Annotated in this window: 18 protein-coding genes; 16 read left to right on the plus strand and 2 right to left on the minus strand. The window is 45.2% G+C overall.

The window, feature by feature from the left end; all coding sequences use genetic code 11:
- The 10 genes from murG (at position 1) to EAL2_RS05280 (ending at position 8,177) form a co-directional block, all read left to right on the plus strand.
- Positions 1 to 1,119 (plus strand): undecaprenyldiphospho-muramoylpentapeptide beta-N-acetylglucosaminyltransferase, encoded by a 1,119-nt coding sequence (gene murG, locus EAL2_RS05235; RefSeq protein ID WP_025435357.1) that lies wholly within the window; start codon positions 1 to 3, stop codon positions 1,117 to 1,119.
- A 75-nt stretch (positions 1,120 to 1,194) separates the two neighbouring features.
- Positions 1,195 to 1,929, plus strand: a complete 735-nt coding sequence (locus EAL2_RS05240; RefSeq protein ID WP_025435358.1) for a cell division protein FtsQ/DivIB — start codon at positions 1,195 to 1,197, stop codon at positions 1,927 to 1,929.
- A 1-nt stretch (position 1,930) separates the two neighbouring features.
- Positions 1,931 to 2,641, plus strand: a complete 711-nt coding sequence (locus EAL2_RS05245) for a DUF881 domain-containing protein (protein WP_025435359.1) — start codon at positions 1,931 to 1,933, stop codon at positions 2,639 to 2,641.
- A gap of 16 nt (positions 2,642 to 2,657) precedes the next feature.
- Positions 2,658 to 3,380 (plus strand): DUF881 domain-containing protein, encoded by a 723-nt coding sequence (locus tag EAL2_RS05250; protein WP_038601810.1) that lies wholly within the window; start codon positions 2,658 to 2,660, stop codon positions 3,378 to 3,380.
- A gap of 1 nt (position 3,381) precedes the next feature.
- Positions 3,382 to 3,735: a small basic family protein gene (locus EAL2_RS05255; protein WP_025435361.1), complete on the plus strand. Its 354-nt coding sequence runs from the start codon at positions 3,382 to 3,384 to the stop codon at positions 3,733 to 3,735.
- 91 nt (positions 3,736 to 3,826) lie between these two features.
- Positions 3,827 to 4,906 (plus strand): cell division protein FtsZ, encoded by a 1,080-nt coding sequence (ftsZ, locus tag EAL2_RS05260; protein WP_025435362.1) that lies wholly within the window; start codon positions 3,827 to 3,829, stop codon positions 4,904 to 4,906.
- Positions 4,907 to 5,004: 98 nt separating this feature from the next.
- Positions 5,005 to 5,463: a transcriptional regulator NrdR gene (gene nrdR, locus EAL2_RS05265; protein WP_025435363.1), complete on the plus strand. Its 459-nt coding sequence runs from the start codon at positions 5,005 to 5,007 to the stop codon at positions 5,461 to 5,463.
- Positions 5,464 to 5,467: 4 nt separating this feature from the next.
- The gene (pgeF, locus tag EAL2_RS05270) at positions 5,468 to 6,187 is read left to right on the plus strand and encodes a peptidoglycan editing factor PgeF (protein ID WP_025435364.1); all 720 of its coding nucleotides are present in this window, start codon (positions 5,468 to 5,470) and stop codon (positions 6,185 to 6,187) included.
- Entirely contained in the window at positions 6,187 to 6,876 is a 690-nt protein-coding gene (locus tag EAL2_RS05275) for a winged helix-turn-helix domain-containing protein (RefSeq protein ID WP_025435365.1), read from the plus strand. The genes pgeF and EAL2_RS05275 overlap by 1 nt, the downstream gene beginning before the upstream one ends.
- Positions 6,873 to 8,177, plus strand: a complete 1,305-nt coding sequence (locus tag EAL2_RS05280; protein WP_025435366.1) for a HAMP domain-containing sensor histidine kinase — start codon at positions 6,873 to 6,875, stop codon at positions 8,175 to 8,177. The genes EAL2_RS05275 and EAL2_RS05280 overlap by 4 nt, the downstream gene beginning before the upstream one ends.
- 14 nt (positions 8,178 to 8,191) lie before the next feature.
- On the opposite strand, the gene EAL2_RS05285 is transcribed toward EAL2_RS05280, so the two are convergent.
- On the minus strand, positions 8,192 to 9,649 hold the full coding sequence (locus tag EAL2_RS05285; protein ID WP_025435367.1) for a nicotinate phosphoribosyltransferase: 1,458 nt from the start codon (positions 9,647 to 9,649) through the stop codon (positions 8,192 to 8,194).
- A gap of 228 nt (positions 9,650 to 9,877) precedes the next feature.
- On the opposite strand from EAL2_RS05285, the gene EAL2_RS14755 reads away from it, so the two are divergent.
- Positions 9,878 to 10,549, plus strand: coding sequence for a stalk domain-containing protein (locus tag EAL2_RS14755; protein ID WP_025435368.1), 672 nt, complete (start codon positions 9,878 to 9,880; stop codon positions 10,547 to 10,549).
- Between the two features lie 136 nt (positions 10,550 to 10,685).
- On the opposite strand, the gene EAL2_RS05295 is transcribed toward EAL2_RS14755, so the two are convergent.
- Positions 10,686 to 11,993: an IS110 family RNA-guided transposase gene (locus EAL2_RS05295; RefSeq protein WP_025434457.1), complete on the minus strand. Its 1,308-nt coding sequence runs from the start codon at positions 11,991 to 11,993 to the stop codon at positions 10,686 to 10,688.
- A 350-nt stretch (positions 11,994 to 12,343) separates the two neighbouring features.
- Between EAL2_RS05295 and EAL2_RS05300 the strand changes: the two genes are divergently transcribed.
- The 5 genes from EAL2_RS05300 to EAL2_RS05320 all read left to right on the plus strand — a co-directional run bounded on the left by EAL2_RS05300 (position 12,344) and on the right by EAL2_RS05320 (position 16,977).
- Positions 12,344 to 12,757 carry a DUF2721 domain-containing protein gene (locus EAL2_RS05300; RefSeq protein WP_025435369.1) on the plus strand — a complete coding sequence of 138 codons (414 nt, stop codon included), beginning with the start codon at positions 12,344 to 12,346 and terminating at the stop codon, positions 12,755 to 12,757.
- Between the two features lie 16 nt (positions 12,758 to 12,773).
- Positions 12,774 to 13,190, plus strand: coding sequence for an NUDIX hydrolase (locus EAL2_RS05305; RefSeq protein WP_025435370.1), 417 nt, complete (start codon positions 12,774 to 12,776; stop codon positions 13,188 to 13,190).
- Positions 13,191 to 13,300: 110 nt separating this feature from the next.
- Entirely contained in the window at positions 13,301 to 13,675 is a 375-nt protein-coding gene (locus EAL2_RS05310) for a VOC family protein (protein ID WP_025435371.1), read from the plus strand.
- A 224-nt stretch (positions 13,676 to 13,899) separates the two neighbouring features.
- A complete protein-coding gene (locus EAL2_RS05315) occupies positions 13,900 to 14,292 on the plus strand; it encodes a secondary thiamine-phosphate synthase enzyme YjbQ (RefSeq protein ID WP_025435372.1) in 393 nt (130 codons plus the stop codon).
- Between the two features lie 24 nt (positions 14,293 to 14,316).
- Positions 14,317 to 16,977, plus strand: a complete 2,661-nt coding sequence (locus EAL2_RS05320; RefSeq protein ID WP_025435373.1) for a cation-translocating P-type ATPase — start codon at positions 14,317 to 14,319, stop codon at positions 16,975 to 16,977.
- Positions 16,978 to 17,015 lie beyond the last annotated feature (38 nt).

Here is a 17,015-nt window from a genome sequence, read left to right on the forward strand (position 1 = left end):
ATGAAGGCAGTCATTTCAGGAGGGGGAACGGGAGGACACATATATCCCGCACTTTCAATAGCAGAAAAGATCATGGAAAACGAAAAAGAGAGCAGCATTTTATATATAGGAACCAGGGAAGGTCTTGAAAGCAGAATAGTGCCCGAGAAGGGATACGAGTTCAAGACGGTTCAGGTCAGAGGGTTCCAAAGAAAGCTCTCGCTTGAAAACGCAAAGCGCATAGCCTTGTTCATGAAGGGGCTTGCACAGTCGCTCGCCATAATAAAGAAAAACAAACCGGATGTAGTAATAGGAACGGGCGGATACGTATGCGGCCCAGTAGTGCTTGCCGGAGCTCTGCTTGGCATACCTACGCTCATACACGAGCAGAACGCATTCCCTGGAATAACAAACAAATTCCTCTCGAGGTTCGCAGACAGGGTACTAATAAGCTTTGACGACTCGAGAAGATTTTTTACAAAGAGCAAGAGCGTGGTGCTGACGGGCAATCCTGTAAGAGGGGAGATAACCAGCGCCAATATGAACTCAGCCAGAGAAAAGCTGGGCATACCGGAAGGCAAGAAGATGGTGCTTTCTGTGGGCGGCAGCGGCGGCTCGGGGACAATAAACGATGCAATGAAGGGCGTGCTGCCGGCTCTCGCAGCTGAGGATTTTGCATTTATACACGCCACAGGCAGGCAGCACTACGAGGGCTTCCTGAAAGAGCTGGGCGATATCGAGCTCAAAAGCCACCAGGTCATCACGGACTATATAGACAACATGGCTGATGTGCTTGCTGCAAGCGATCTGGTAATATGCAGCGCAGGTGCAATAACAATATCTGAGGTGACCTGCCTTGGAAAGCCGTCGATAGTAATACCCAAGGCTTACACGGCTGAAAACCACCAGGAATACAACGCAAGGAGCGTCAAAAATTCAGGGGCCGGCGAGATGATACTCGAGAAGGATTTGAATTCGGGCACACTGCTTGAGGCTGTATTCAGGATACTAAGGGACGAACAGCTTCACAAGAGCATGAGCCAAAAAAGCCTGGGGATTTCAAATCCGCATGCAGCTGATACAATATACGAGCAAATTAAAAGCTTAATGGCTGAAAAAAAGGGTATAAAAAACAAATAGTATATGCCGTATGCCGCGGCATGAGTTGCAAAGATGTTGAATGTGGCATGTTTAAATTTGCGAAGGGTGAAGCAATTGAGAAGAAATATAATCATGACATCGCTTGTAATACTTGTGGTTGCGGCCTCATCGTTTTATGCCGCAATAATGTTTGGGTATTTCAACGTAAAGGACATCGAGATAAACGGAATTATAAAGCTAAATAAGAGCGAGCTGTTAAAAGCCGCAAATATAAGCAAAGGCGGCAACATTTTCCTGTATGATGTCTCGGAAATCGAAAAGGCGCTTTTGCTGAATCCGTATGTGAAAAATGCCAGTGTGAAGCGGGAATTTCCCGACAAGCTGAGCGTTGATATAATGGAAAGAATGGAATTATTTTGTATACCGTATATGGGCTCATATGTTATTATAGACGAAGAGGGCAACGTGCTCAGAGTGGAAAATGATATTAACAATCTTGACAGGCCTATACTCTCCGGAATTGAAATGGAAAATTTCAAGATAGGCAACAAGATAAAGCTCGGCAAAAAAGACGTGATGCCAAAGCTGCTCGAGTTGCTGAATGCGTGCTCGGGAAGCAATATACTCGAGAATATATCTGAAATAGGAATAGATAAAAAAGGCGGCATACGCCTTTATACCATGACGGGAGTAGTAGTGCTGCTTGGAGATGTGCAAAAGCTCGACTACAAGATTCCTCTCCTGAAAGCAATACTAATAGACCTTTACAAGAAGAATATAAACTACGGCGCTATCGATATGAGATATAACGGTTATCCTGTGTACAAACAAACCCTGGAGGGTGAATGATTTGAAAAATGGTAAGATCGCAATACTGATTCTGAGCCTTGTGCTTGGGATTGTGATGACAATACAGTTCAAAACTTCCAAGATTTCAACTGGCGGAGTTGTATCCTCTCAAAAGGCCAGGCAGCTTTCCGCTGAGCTCAAAAGCCTCAAGGACAAGCGCGAAAACCTCCAAGAGGAGCTGGGCATACTCGAAAGCAAGATAAAGGCTTACGAGGAGTCGCAGGCCAGCAGCAGCACTGTTACAAAGAATCTCAAGGAAGACATACAAAGATATGAAATACTCGCAGGGTATACGGATGTTATGGGCCCCGGGGTCGAGATTACAATAGCCTCGTCGCAGCCGGGCCAGGATGAACAGATGTTAACCTACAATTACGAGATGCTGCTCTCGCTTATAAACAAGCTTAATGCTGCGGGAGCTGAAGCCATAGCTGTAAACGACGAAAGAATAGTAGCCAGCACGGAGATACATCTTTCCGCTGATGCCGGAGACAAAATAGTAATAAACGACAAGCCTGTAAAGGCTCCTTACTATATCAAGGCCATAGGCAATTCAGATACTCTTGAGGCTGCGCTCAATATGAGATACGGCATAGTATGGGAGATAAGGCAGTATACGGGGCTCAAGGTAGACGTCAAAAAAGCCGATGTGCTTGAAATTTTAAGGTACGGCAACAAAATAGAGTTCAATTATGCGCAACCTGTGAGCTAGAACTGTGGGTGACAAAATGAAAAAGGTGAATATGGAAACCATACTGCTTGTTGCAGTGATGTTTGTATTCGGCATATCGATATCAATACAAATAAAAAGTTCCGATCCAAACAATCTGTTTGTTACCCTCAGCAGTATAAAGGAGCTTGGGTATCAGATAGACTCGGCGGAAATTGAAGTTAAGAAGCTCGAAGAGCTTGTGCTCGAGAAGAAAAAGGACATAGTCAAGTATGAAGGCGCAATGAGCAGCAATGGCAAGGCAATTGAAAGTCTGATACAGGAAGAACACGACAAGCTTAAGCTCATAGCGGGCATGCAGGATGTAAAGGGACCGGGCATTATAGTGAGTCTAAAGGACGGCGAACGCGAGCTTGAGGACGGCGAGGATCCAAATGACATACTAGTGCATGACCGGGACGTGCTTGAGATAGTCAACGACCTGAAAGTCGCGGGAGCCGAGGCCATATCAATAAATGGCGAGAGGGTGATTAGCACTTCCGAAATAAAATGCGCAGGCCCTACCATAACTATAAACAGCTCGACATATGGCCAGCCGTTTGTAATAAATGCCATAGGAGAGCCGGCGCATCTTGAAGCCGCAATGCGTGCGCCCGATTCATACGCATATATACTCAAGGAAGTGTGGGGGTTGGACGTTAAAATAGCTGCGGCTGATGAAATTAATATCGCGAAATACAGCGGCGAACTGAACTTTAGATATGTAAAAGAAGGTGAATAATTTGATTGCAGCAATAATCGGTTTGGTGCTGGGAATGCTTATAGGTTTTTATATTCCATTTACCTATCCGGACAGCTATACACTGTATATATCAGTAGGAATACTGGCATCGCTCGACTCGGTCTTCGGAGCCATAAGGGCGAGTCTAGAGGGGAAATATAATAACTCAATTTTTATTACAGGATTTTTTACAAATGCATTGCTTGCAGGATTCCTGGCTTATCTGGGGGACAAGCTGGGAGTTCCGCTATACTATGCACCGATAATAGTGTTTGGTGGAAGGCTTTTCGACAATTTTGCTGTCATAAGACGAGTACTTCTTGGTAAAATGATGGACAAAAAAAAGACAACTTAGCATTTAAAGGTTGTATAAATGCCATGCAAGAGAGTAAAATAAACATATAATATATAGCTTTGTTCAATACATACAGCGAGGAGGATAATCAATGATTCAATTTGATATGGGGATGGATGAATTCGCCAGAATAAAGGTCATTGGAGTTGGCGGCGGTGGAAACAATGCAGTAAACAGGATGATAGAGGGCAACGTGAAGGGGATTGAATTTATAGCAATAAATACAGACAAGCAGGCGTTGCTTACCTCCAAGGCCGAGCAAAAGATACAAATCGGCGAGAAGCTCACAAGAGGACTCGGTGCCGGTGCAGATCCAGATATCGGGAGAAAGGCAGCCGAAGAGAGCAGAGAAGACATCCAAAATTGCCTTGAGGGCGCTGATATGGTTTTTGTCACAGCTGGAATGGGCGGCGGAACAGGAACAGGTGCAGCACCTATAGTGGCAGGCATAGCAAAAGAAATGGGAATCCTTACTGTTGGTGTTGTAACGAGGCCTTTCACTTTTGAAGGCAAAAGAAGACTCAATCATGCGCTTGGCGGAATTGACACGCTTAAGGCGAGTGTAGACACGCTTATAACAATTCCAAATGACAGGCTGCTTCAGATTGCTGAAAAAAGGACTTCCATGCTGGAAGCGTTCAGAATAGCAGACGACGTACTAAGACAGGGTGTTCAGGGCATATCAGATCTTATAGCTGTTCCTGGACTAGTAAACCTCGACTTTGCGGATGTTAAGACCATAATGAAGGACCAGGGTCTTGCTCACATGGGCATTGGAAGGGCCAACGGCGAGGACAGGGCTGTAGAGGCCGCAAAACAGGCTATACAAAGCCCGCTGCTTGAGACTTCAATAAAAGGCGCCAAGGGAGTGCTTCTTAACATCACAGGAGGTCCGGACCTTGGACTCCATGATGTGAACGAGGCGGCCTCTTTGGTACAGGAATCGGCTGATGAGGATGCAAACATAATATTCGGAGCAGTAATAGATGAAAGCCTAAAAGACGAGATAAAAATAACTGTAATTGCCACAGGCTTTGAAATAAAAGAAAAAGAAAATTCTATCAAGGCTGAGGAGCAGGAGCTGGAGGCTTCAACAAGCGAGATCGAAGAGCTTGCTGATACGGAAGAAGGAAGCTTCAGCATACCTACTTTTCTAAGAAGAAGAAGATAATTTTATCTTCTTTTTTTTTACAATTATGTAGCTTGTGGTACAATAGAACTAAGATAGCTTGCAGGATATAAAATGAATCATATTCGAGGAGGAATCGTATGAAGTGCCCTTATTGCGGCTTTATGCAATCGAAGGTCATAGATTCAAGGCCAACGGATGAAGGCTGCTCCATCAGGAGAAGAAGAGAATGTGAAAGCTGTAAAAAACGCTTTACGACATATGAGAAGATAGAGGATGTCACCATAATGGTGATAAAAAAGGACGGAACAAGAGAGCTCTTTGACAGGGACAAGATTATAAAGGGCATACTGCGCGCATGCGAAAAAAGGCCTGTGGCGCTTGCCGACGTCGAAAGAGCGGTTGCAGACATAGAAAGCTCAATAAGTTCAAGCGGTGCCAGCGAGGTTATCAGCACCCGGATAGGAGAGCTCGTAATGGAAAAGCTCAAGGAACTGGATGAAATTGCTTATGTTAGATTTGCATCGGTATACAGGCAGTTCAAGGATGTAAATTCATTTCTTGAGGAGCTTGAAAAAATTCTGGGCGAAAAGAGGTGACAGCATGAATTATCTTGAAAAGTTTGCCATAAGCTTTGACGGTGGGATTACGGCGTATTTTACTGATTCCAGCGTTGATATGAAAAACCCGGACGATGTTGACTTCTTTTTCAAGGAATACGGATTAAACAGGGACAGACTGACTTACAATACACAGGTGCACGGGACAAAAATAAGGCTGATCGAAGAGGGTGACGTGGGCTGTATTGAAGAGGCGGACGCGATAATCACAGCTTTGCCAGGCACACCGATAATGATATTTGTTGCCGACTGCGTGCCCATAGCTGCCGTGGATGAAAAAAAAGGCGTACTGGGGCTTGCCCACTGCGGCTGGAAGGGGACATACGGCAGATTGGCAGCAAAGCTTGTAGACGCTATGGCAAGTGATTACGGCTGCAATAAGAAGGACATTAAGTGCATAATAGGTCCGTCCATAGGTCCGTGCTGCTACGAGGTCAGCAGGGAGCTTGCAGACAAATTTAACCTGGAGTTTACGAAACCCGGCGCTCCTTTGTATATAATAAGGGAAGGGAAATATTATCTTGACCTTTGGAGTATAAATGAGGAGACACTCGCTGCTTGCGGCATAGAGAGAGCAAACATTAATCGTATTGATGTTTGCACATTTTGCGGAGCTGATAAACTGCATTCATACAGGAGGGACAACGCCACTTCAAAGAGGCTGGCTTTTATACTAAATAAAAGTGGTTTGGAGGAGATTTGATGAATAAAAGAGTGCTGGTGATAGACGACGAGGAAAACATTGTCGAACTGATAAAATTCAACCTCGAGCTGAATGAGATGGATGTGGCGGTTGAGTATGACGGTCTGGAGGGTTATCTGAAGGCCAAGGAGATGAAGCCTGACCTTGTCCTTTTGGATCTGATGCTGCCCGGAATAAATGGACTCGATGTATGCAAAAGGATAAGGTCCGATAAGGAAATAGGCGGCACGCCAATCATAATGCTAACGGCAAAGGACATGGAAGACGACAAGATAAGTGGGCTTGATGTCGGGGCTGACGATTACATCACAAAGCCTTTCAGCATAAAGGAACTTATAGCAAGGGTTAACGCCGTAATGAGAAGATATGAGCAGGGGAAGGAAAAGAAGGACGAGATTATCGAGCTTGACGAGATCAAGATTGATCTTAGGAACTACGAGGTATACAAAAACGGCAGCAAAATCGAGCTCACACTTAAGGAGTTTGAGCTTCTAAGGCTCCTGGCTCAAAAAAGGGGCGAGGTGCTGTCGAGAAACTTCCTGCTTGACAAGATATGGGGATATGAATACTTTGGAGAGACAAGGACTGTGGATGTGCACATCAGGCATCTCAGGAAAAAGATCGAAGACAATGACAAAAAGCCAAAATACATCGAAACTGTGAGAGGAGTGGGGTACAAGTTCAAATGAATGACAAGCTCAATATAATAACAATAGATGCTATGTACATCGTTGTAATATTCCTTGTCATATGCCTGAGTGTGACGCTTAGATATCTTCTGGTTTTGAGATCATACCTAAAATCAATAATGCTGGCGGCAGACAGTGTAAGCAAGGGCGATTTTTCGGTTGAAATAAAAAAGGATATGGCAGGAGACCTTGGAAAGCTTGTTCACAATTTCAACTATATGGTTAAAAAAATAAAAAATAACTTTATTGATCTCGAGGACAAGAATGTGAAGCTGCAGTCCATTTTAAAAAGTACGTCAAATGGCATAATAGCAGTGGACAGCAGGGAAAATGTCATGCTAATGAACCAAAAGGCCAAGGATATGCTAGGGTACGGCAGGGATGAGACTGAAGACAAAATTCTGGATTTTATCGTAAGCGACAAATATATGCTCTCGGTCATAAAAAACCTCATATCAAGAAGGGAAAGCTCCATGCAGACTATTGAGGAGGATGGGGGCCATTTCCTGAACATACGTGTTGATCCAATAGTCATTGAGGATGAGGTGGACATTGCGATAGGGTCTATAGTCAACATTGAAGATATCACCGAGAGGAAAAGACTTGAGATGGTGAGGTCGGATTTTGTGGCAAATGTAACGCATGAGCTTAAGACGCCGCTCACATCGATAAGCGGCTTCGTCGAGACACTCAAGGGTTATGACGACATTAGGCCCGAAGTCAGGAACAGATTTTTAGAGATAATAGAAATAGAAACAAACAGGCTGAGGAATCTCATAGATGACATACTCACTTTGTCATTCGTTGAGAGCAATGAAACTAAGAAGAATCCGAATCTCAATGATATAAACCTGTGGGAGGTCTATGGAGAAGTGTGCGAAATAATTGCTCACCTCGCCGAAAAAAAGAACATCAAGATAGGCAGTTATTTCGAAAAGAAGGACATCGTAATACCGTCAAACCGCGATTACATAAAGCAGCTCTTTCTTAACCTTGTTGAAAACGCAGTAAAATACACCCCGGAGGATGGGAGTGTTTTTGTATCAGTCATAGAAAGAAAGAACTCAATTGAAATAAGGGTTAAGGACACTGGAATAGGGATTCCCGCGCAGGATATTCCAAGGATATTTGAAAGGTTTTACAGGGTGGAAAAGGCAAGAAGCAGGAAGATAGGAGGCACTGGCCTTGGACTGGCAATAGTCAAGCATATAGTTCTTTCGCTGAATGGAACTATAAAGGTAGAGAGTGAGATCAACAAGGGCAGCGAATTCATAATAGAAATACCAAGGCTGCAGCGATAGGCTGCAGCCTTACTTTATTTTTGAGAGTGTTCCCGTATGAGGCTATCCTTTAGATTCCACAGCTTCCGCGAGAGACTCACATAGTATTGGTGCGGGTTCTCGAATCTTTTGAGCTCCGGCCAGAGGGTATCGGCCATGGATGCTGCGTGTGTCCTTATTTCATCCATGGAAGGCAGCTCGTAAACAAGCCTGCCCTTGTCGAATATCCTCACAAGCAGTTCCTTTGCATGGAAGTTCTCCAAGGTGCTCTTCTTCCAAGGAAAGAGAGGATCGAATATCTCATAAGGCTCGGAGGCGTCTATGGCCTCGTCAAATAGAGTTATCACGTCTGCAAGAGCTTTTCTGGAATCATTCGAATAAAGTCTGAAAACCTTCTTGAAGCCCGGATTAGTTATCTTCTCAACGTTGTTGCTGACCTTTATCCTTGGAAGCAGGTGGCCGTCCTTTTCAACAGCACACAGCTTGTACACACCTCCGAAAACAGGGTCTGATTTTGCTGTTATAAGTCTTTCACCCACTCCGAAGGAGTCGATTGGGGAATCTTGAAGTATAAGCTCGCGTATTATGTCTTCGTCAAGCGAGCTTGATACCATTATCTTGCAGTCAGAAAGGCCGGCGTCATCGAGAGCCTTGCGGGCCTGTTTTGAGAGGTACGACAGGTCACCGCTGTCGATACGAATGCCCTTTAGCCTGAAGCCTTTTGGCAGGAGTTCCTCGTTGGCGGTTTTTATCGCATTTGGAATGCCGGATTTCATGACGTTGTATGTGTCTACAAGCAACACGCAGCTTTTGGGGTATATCCTGGCGTAAGTCTTGAATGCCTCAAGCTCCGAGTCGAAAAGCTGCACCCAGCTGTGAGCCATGGTGCCTGCTGCGGGTATTCCGAATTTTTGATCGGCGAGAGTGCAGGAGGTTGCTGCTGCGCCGCCGATGAATGCTGCGCGTGCGCCATAAAGCGAAGCGTCGCTTCCGTGGGCTCGTCTGGAGCCGAATTCGACTACAGCCCGGCCGGATGCAGCCCTAACTATCCTGTTGGTTTTTGTTGCAATCAGGCTCTGGTGGTTTATTATAAGAAGCAGCATGGTCTCTATGAACTGCGCCTGTATGACGGGACCATTGACGGTTATTAGAGGCTCATACGGAAATACGGGAGTGCCCTCTGGGACGGCCCACACATCGCATTTGAATTCGAAATCACGCAGATATTCAAGAAAGCTCTCTGAAAATATGGCTTTCGACCTCAAAAAATCTATGTCATCTTCGGTGAAACTCAAATTCTGCAAATATTCCACAATCTGCTGGAGACCGGCTGCAATTACAAAGCCTCCGCCGTCAGGCACTTTCCTGAAGAACATGTCAAAATAAGCGGTCTGGCCGTCCATGCCGTTTTCAAAATAGCCGTTTGCCATGGTCAGCTCGTAAAAATCCGAAAGCATCGAAAGATGCCTTAATCCAAAATCGTCCTTATCCATAGTCCACCTCGCATATTGTTTTATATTATATAGAATTACCATATTACAGCGGGTATAAACAAAAAGAAGTATAAAGAGGCAGCACTCATGTTATTCTGCGGCATCTGGTATAAAAGACATCGCTGAAATGATTTGGGTTGAATGCTGTAGAAATGGATATAAATACAAAAAGCTGAAGAATTTCCGGAAAAGTTGGTCGCATACAATGCTAATAATGGGGGGATTTATATGAAAAAGAAAGCTTTGATTCTAGCTTTGGGAATTACGGTGTTCCTTGGAGGTTATGCAAGCGCCAACGGCATCAACGGATTTTTCAAGGGATTCCCCATTGTGAAGGTTGTTGTAAACGGAGATGAAATAAGAAGCGATATTCCAGCAATCAACTTCAACGGCTCGACAATGCTTCCGCTCAGGAAAATGGCAGAGAATTTCAACTTTGCAGTGGAGTGGGACGAGAAGACATGGACAGCAAATGTTACTAAGCCGCAGGTAGACATGATACTTTGTGATTATTACGGAGAGGCTGAATCGCCTGAGCAGGCGCTTGAGATACAGGACGACTACGGCAGGACGCTCCTGATCGACAGGATAATAGGTAATCCATTCAGCAGGTTCGAACCGGGAACCTACAGCTTCAATGCGTATATTGACGTTAGCGGCCTTGAATCTGGCAAGGCGTATGTAGACAGGCTTATAATAGTCGATTCCGCAGGCAATACAATATACACATCGCCCCAGAACGAGCCATACCTAATGCCTCAGGGTCAAAATGGATTCCTCTATACTCTTGGGATACAGGATGTGACATTTGCATCAACTGGAGTTTATGTGATGAAGTATCAGCTCAGCATAGGCGAAGAATACATGACGGTGTATGAAAAGCTGCTGGATGTATACTAAATTTAGACCAGCTAATAAAAGTCAATAAATCTGATTGATTTTCTTTAGAAATTTTCAATCTTAAAAAAGAGTATGAGAAACCAAGCCATTGAAAAATCCGAACAATGACCTTGGAGAAGCTACATTTTAGCAATTTTTAAGCAACATGTTTTGGTGCAGTTTGAAGCTTGTTGTTTCTCCATGCTTGGTGCTCCTGCGGGCTTCTAAATTCAAACGGTTTTAAGTCACGAAGAACCGCAAAAATGTAGTGGAGCAACTTATGCATAACGGCTATAAGGGCCACCTTTTTCTTCTTGCTGACACATTTTTTCAAATAGTAGTCGCGAAGAATCGGATTTATGGAATCGCCGTTTCTGGTGGTTCTTATTGAGGACAGAGCCATTGTGAAGAGAACTCTTCTGCCAATGCGGGTGCCTCGTTTAGAAATCCTGTTGCGGTCGCCAGTGAACTTGCCCGACTGATTGACTGATGGATCTATGCCAAAGAAAGCTGTAAAGGCCTTTGGAGACTTGAATAGGCTGAAATCGTTGATTTCCGCGATCAGAGTGACCGCACTGATAAAGCCTACGCCAGGCATTTGATCCAAAAGCTCGATGTGCTTTCGAGCGGTGTCAGGAAAGTCGCTTGAGTCGATGATAGTGTGCAACTGTGATTCTATAGCATTAAGACACTTTTTAAAGCTGTCGATTCCATCAAGATGGAATCTTATTTTGGAGTCAAGCAGAGCGAATTCATTTGGCATACTCAAAGAAAGCTGTGCTGTTTCAAGAAGTTGCAGAGCTTTTTTGGCTGACCACTTCTCGCCTTTTCTGCCGCTTTTGGAAATGAGCTCAAGCAACTGCTGAGGGTCTGCATTTAGAACATCCTTAGGCGAAGGATAAGCGCTTAAAACAGCCAACGCGGTCTTTCCAAAAGGATTGGAAAACACATCAAGAAAGCCCGGGAACAGCAAGTAAAGATCCGTGCAGAGCCTGTTTTTCATCTCAGTGAGCATGTCACAGCGGGAGTAATATTCCCTCACCATCATGCGAAGTGCGAGAATTTGAGGCTCGGGCATCATGGAAAACTTTACATCCTGGTATTTTGCAAGCCTTGCGATAGCCTCGGCATCTTTATTATCATTTTTCACTTTTCTAATGTCGAAATTCTTGGTAGAATGGACACATAAAGGGTTTAGGACAAAACCTTTGAGGTCATTCGATCTCAGAAAGAAGAAGAGTGGTAAATGAAAGATACCCGTAGATTCTACGAAGTAGATGGGCTTTCGTTTTAACCGCTCTTCTTCTTTTTTGAGAATCTCGAGCAGCTTGTTAAATCCAGCAGGATTATGGTCAATCCTGAAAGGCTTGCGGATGAGCTCTCCGGAAGGTGCTATCATTGCAACTACAGAAAACTCTGATGAAACATCAATTCCGACAACAAAATCGTTTAAAAATTGGGACAAAGTAACACAACCTTTCTGCTTAGAATGAATCAGAGTATCCACTTTGTTTGAGGACGCCAAACAACCTTGCATTTGAAACGGGTAACACCAGAAGGTGGCCCAACCAGCTAAACATCGAATCGTCCTTGTGGAGTGACACGCTAATTTACGGATAAGACCTCATGATGTGAGGGATCCAGGAGGAACGCACATCTATCTCTCTGACAAGTGAGATTATAGCACGAAGTTTAGTGATTTTCATTCAAGAGTGTCGCTGGTTCATCTGAACAATAAATGTTAAGTTATCAAGGAACATTCGGACGGGTTTTTGAACCCTAACCCTATATTTATCTTACAAGGGGGAATAATTTATGGAACTTACACTCACAACACCTGCGCTGCTTTTTCCGGCCATATCGCTGCTGATGCTGGCATATACAAGCAGGTTTCTTGTGCTAGCTCAGCTTGTGCGTGAGCTTCATTCAAAGTACAGCAGCGAATTAGAAAATGCGGATCAGGCGATAGTAGCTCAGATATGCAACCTTAGAAAGAGGCTCCACATAATAAAGTATATGCAGATTTTCGGAGCCCTTAGTTTTTTCTTTTGCGTAGTATGTATGTTCTTGGTTTTCATGGAAAATATCGTATTTGCAGATTATGTGTTTGGACTCAGCCTGGTGCTGCTGCTCCTGTCTCTTGCCCTGCTTGTAGCCGAGCTTCAGATTTCGGTTAAGGCCTTGGACATACAGCTTAGTGACGTGGAGAGCGGACAAAGCTGTAAATGAAAAAGGTGGAGCGGATATGAAGATTATATTTCATGACAGCGTAGACGAAGAGCTCATAAAATATGTAATTATTGCATCGCGTTATGAAGGCAGATGGGTGTTTTGCAAGCACAGGGACAGAACGACTCTTGAAATGCCTGCGGGACACAGGGAGGAAGGAGAGAGCGTCATAGAGGCGGCAAGGCGTGAGCTTTATGAAGAAACTGGAGCGACAGACTACGAAATTCAAAAAATAGGGGCTTTTTGCGTTGAAGGGGGCGGGAGTGTATTCAGCATGCTCTTGATGGCTAGCATAAGAAAGCTTTCACCGCTGCCCGATTACGAGATAGAAAAAATAGAGCTTCTTGATGATATCCCCGAAAATCTGACTTATCCGGACGTGCAACGCCAGGCTTTTGAAATAGTTAAGGCTGCAATCGATCAGTCGTATTAATTTCCTGAGCTAATATAATTAGATATGCACTGCAGCAATTGGCCGTGATATAATACCTAATTGAGGTATCTTGGAAAACCTACAGTTAAATTTACAAGGAGGCTATATTTATGGATTTCAAATTCGCTCATAATAACATCAACGTTCTTGATTTGGATAAGAGCCTTAGGTTCTACAAGGAGGCTCTCGGGCTTGTGGAAGTCAAAAGGCACGTACCTGAGGATGGAAGCTTCATTCTAGTATACCTCGGGGACGGAAGGACTCCTCACATGCTTGAGCTTACATGGCTAAGGGACAGAACTGAGCCATACAATCTTGGTGAAAACGAGTTCCACATAGCTTTTGAAACTGAAAACTTCGACGAGGCCTACAAAAAGCACAAGGAGATGGGCTGCATCTGTTATGAGAATCAAGACATGGGCATATACTTTATAAACGATCCGGACAACTACTGGGTAGAAATACTTCCGGCCGGGCACATGTAGCACAGCAACATAAAGATAAATGAGTAAAGCGGGGGCATAGCTGCAGTATTTGCAGTAACCCCTGCTTTTTCTATATATTTGTGTAAACAGAAGCTATTGGCACAGAAATGCTGAATAATAGTGGGTTAGGTTAAGTATGGTATTTGGGTATAATACGATTATGAATGTTTCAAAATAGCTGTTTGTAATTTTTGAAATAATAAGAGAAAGGTGGATAACACTATATGGATTACAGCATAAGGACAGGCAAGTCTCAGGAATTCATAGACATAACACATGTCATACGTGAAGAGGTCAGCAGGAGCGGAGTAAGGGACGGCATTGCCGTGGTATTCGTGCCGCACACAACTGCGGGTATAACTATAAATGAAAACGCAGACCCCGATGTGGTGCATGATATCATATCTTCTCTGGAAAAGGCGTTTCCTGAAAAAGGCGACTACCGCCATTTCGAAGGAAATTCCCACGCCCATATCAAGGCCTCGCTTACAGGCTCATCATGCAACCTGATAATTGAAAACGGAAAGCTCAAGCTGGGAATCTGGCAAGGTGTCTATTTCTGCGAGTTTGACGGGCCAAGAAGCAGAAAGATATACATAAAGGTCATAGGGGACTAGCCGGGCAGGAGGGGGTTGGAGTATATGTGGTTTTGCAAGTCGAAGGAGGAAGTCCTTGAAGAATTCAAAGTAAGCCAGCGTGAAGGGCTCACTGCCGATGAGGCTGGAGTCAGGCTTGAACTTTACGGTGAAAACAAGCTCAAGGCGAAACCTAAAAAAAGCCTTGCAATGATGTTTTTTGCGCAGCTCAAGGACATGCTCATATATGTGCTGCTTGGCGCTGCCATTATAACAATAGCCATAGGCGAGCATGTTGATGCTGTTATAATACTCATGGTAGTAGTTCTAAATGCCGTAATAGGCGTAATCCAGGAATACAAGGCTGAAAAGGCTATAGAGGCGCTTCAGAAAATGACGGCTCCAAAGGCCCTGGTGAGGAGAGGCGGAGAAGTCAGTGAGATTGATTCCGCCCTAGTGGTGCCGGGAGACATAGTGCTTTTGGATGCAGGCAGGTTCGTGCCGGCTGACATGAGGCTCATTGAGACTGCAAACCTTCAGATAGAGGAGTCTGCTCTTACGGGCGAGTCTGTTCCGGATGACAAGCATGCTGAAGATATATACAAGGACCTGAAGCTGCCAATAGGAGACCGGACAAACATGGCTTACATGTCCACTCTCGTCACGTACGGCAGGGGGGAAGGTGTTGTCGTTGCAACTGCAATGGATACTGAGATAGGTAAGATTGCAAGCATACTTGACGAAGACATTGAGGAGATGACTCCTCTGCAAAGGAGGCTTGCCGAGTTCGGCAGGGTTGTCGGATTGATGGCTGTGGGCATATGCGGACTCATATTTGCAATTTCGGTGTTTCAAAAAAGAGATCTTTTCGAGATGTTTCTTACGGCTATCAGCCTTGCTGTTGCGGCAATACCCGAGGGGCTCCCGGCCATAGTGGCCATAGTGCTGGCCCTTGGAGTGACGAGGATGTCGAAGAAAAACGCCATAGTGAAAAGGCTGCCAGCAGTTGAAACACTTGGCTCTGTGAATATAATATGCTCCGACAAGACGGGGACGCTCACGCAAAACAGGATGGCCGTGTCAAAATTGTTTACGCTGGGAGGCTCCAGCGATGTGCCGCAGGAGGGCGAGAACCTTGAGGCAAGCAGCGACGAATTGGAGCTCATTAAGACTCTGGTGCTGTGCTCGGACGCCACTTATGAAAACGGCATGGGCACGGGGGATCCAACGGAGGTGGCGCTTGTAATTCTAGGAGAAAGGTACGGAGTAGGAAGGAAGCAGCTGCACTCGGAGCATAAAAGGGTGGGGGAAAAGCCCTTCGACTCATCGAGAAAGCTAATGTCGACACTCAATGAGGAAGCCGGCGGCTACAGGGTAAATACCAAAGGCGCAATAGACAACATACTTAAGATATCAGCTTATGCATTGGTGGGAGGAAATGTAGTTCCGCTGACGGAAGAGATGAGGAATGAATATCTCAGGGTGGCCGAAGAGATGTCGGACAAGGCACTCAGGGTGCTCGGAGCCGCTTACAAGGATGTTGAAGCCGCAAGTGGCGAAGATGACATGGAACATAGCCTCGTGGTTCTTGGAATTGTCGGGATGGAAGATCCGCCAAGGCTCGAGGTTAGAGACTCTATAGAAAAGGCCAAGGGGGCAGGAATAACTCCTGTGATGATAACAGGAGACCACAAGAACACGGCCGTAGCCATAGCAAAGGAGCTTGGAATTGCGGATGCCATTGAGCAGAGCATAACAGGGGCCGAAATTGACGAGCTCTCGGATGAAGCGCTTGCAGGCAAAATAAGCGGCTACAGAGTTTTTGCAAGGGTATCGCCGGAGCACAAGGTGAGGATAGTAAATGCCTACAGGGCCAACGGAAACATAGTTTCAATGACGGGGGACGGCGTCAACGACGCCCCATCCCTCAAAAGTGCCGATATAGGAGTGGCGATGGGAATAACGGGCACGGATGTTTCAAAGGGCGCCAGTGATATGATTCTCACTGACGACAACTTCACGACAATTGTGCACGCAATAGAGGAAGGCAGAAACATATACAGCAACATAAGACGTTCGGTAATATTCCTGCTCTCATGCAACCTCGGAGAGGTAATCGTGGTTGTGGCATCCGTAATATTTTTCTGGCCTGTTCCGCTGCTGCCAACGCAGATATTGTGGATCAACCTCATAACAGACACGTTCCCGGCCATAGCCCTCGGGGTTGAGCCCGGAGACAGTGATGTCATGAAAAAAAGGCCCAGGGATCCGAGTGAGAGTTTCTTTGCGGGAGGGCGCGGACTCAGGGCTGTACTCGGCGGATCGCTAATAGGCGCCCTTACACTGGTTGCGTTTTACCTTGGGCTTGCAGAGTACGGCTACAGCCTCGGCTCAAGAGGAATATCGGAATACGCATTGACGTACGCCAGGACAATGGCGTTTGTGGTGCTTGCGGCTTCCCAGCTTTTCTATTCCATTACGATGCGGAGTTCGAGAAAATCGATATTTGAAATCGGACTGTTTTCAAACAGATTTCTAGTAGGGGCAATTTGCCTGGGACTGGCGCTGCAGTTTGCAGTTGTTTCGATTCCCTTCATGACGAGAGCCTTCAAGGTGCAGATGCTTTCGCAGCGGGACTGGGGAATAGTATTCCTGTTAGCCATAGTGCCTCTGCTGGCAAATGAAATCATCAAGCTGTTTTTGAGAACAGGAAATGAAGAAATATAAACACAGGGAGCATTTGGCTATGTAACCTCGATGTAAAA

It is taken from the genome of Peptoclostridium acidaminophilum DSM 3953 (assembly GCF_000597865.1).
Lineage (GTDB): Bacteria > Bacillota > Clostridia > Peptostreptococcales > Peptostreptococcaceae > Peptoclostridium_A > Peptoclostridium_A acidaminophilum.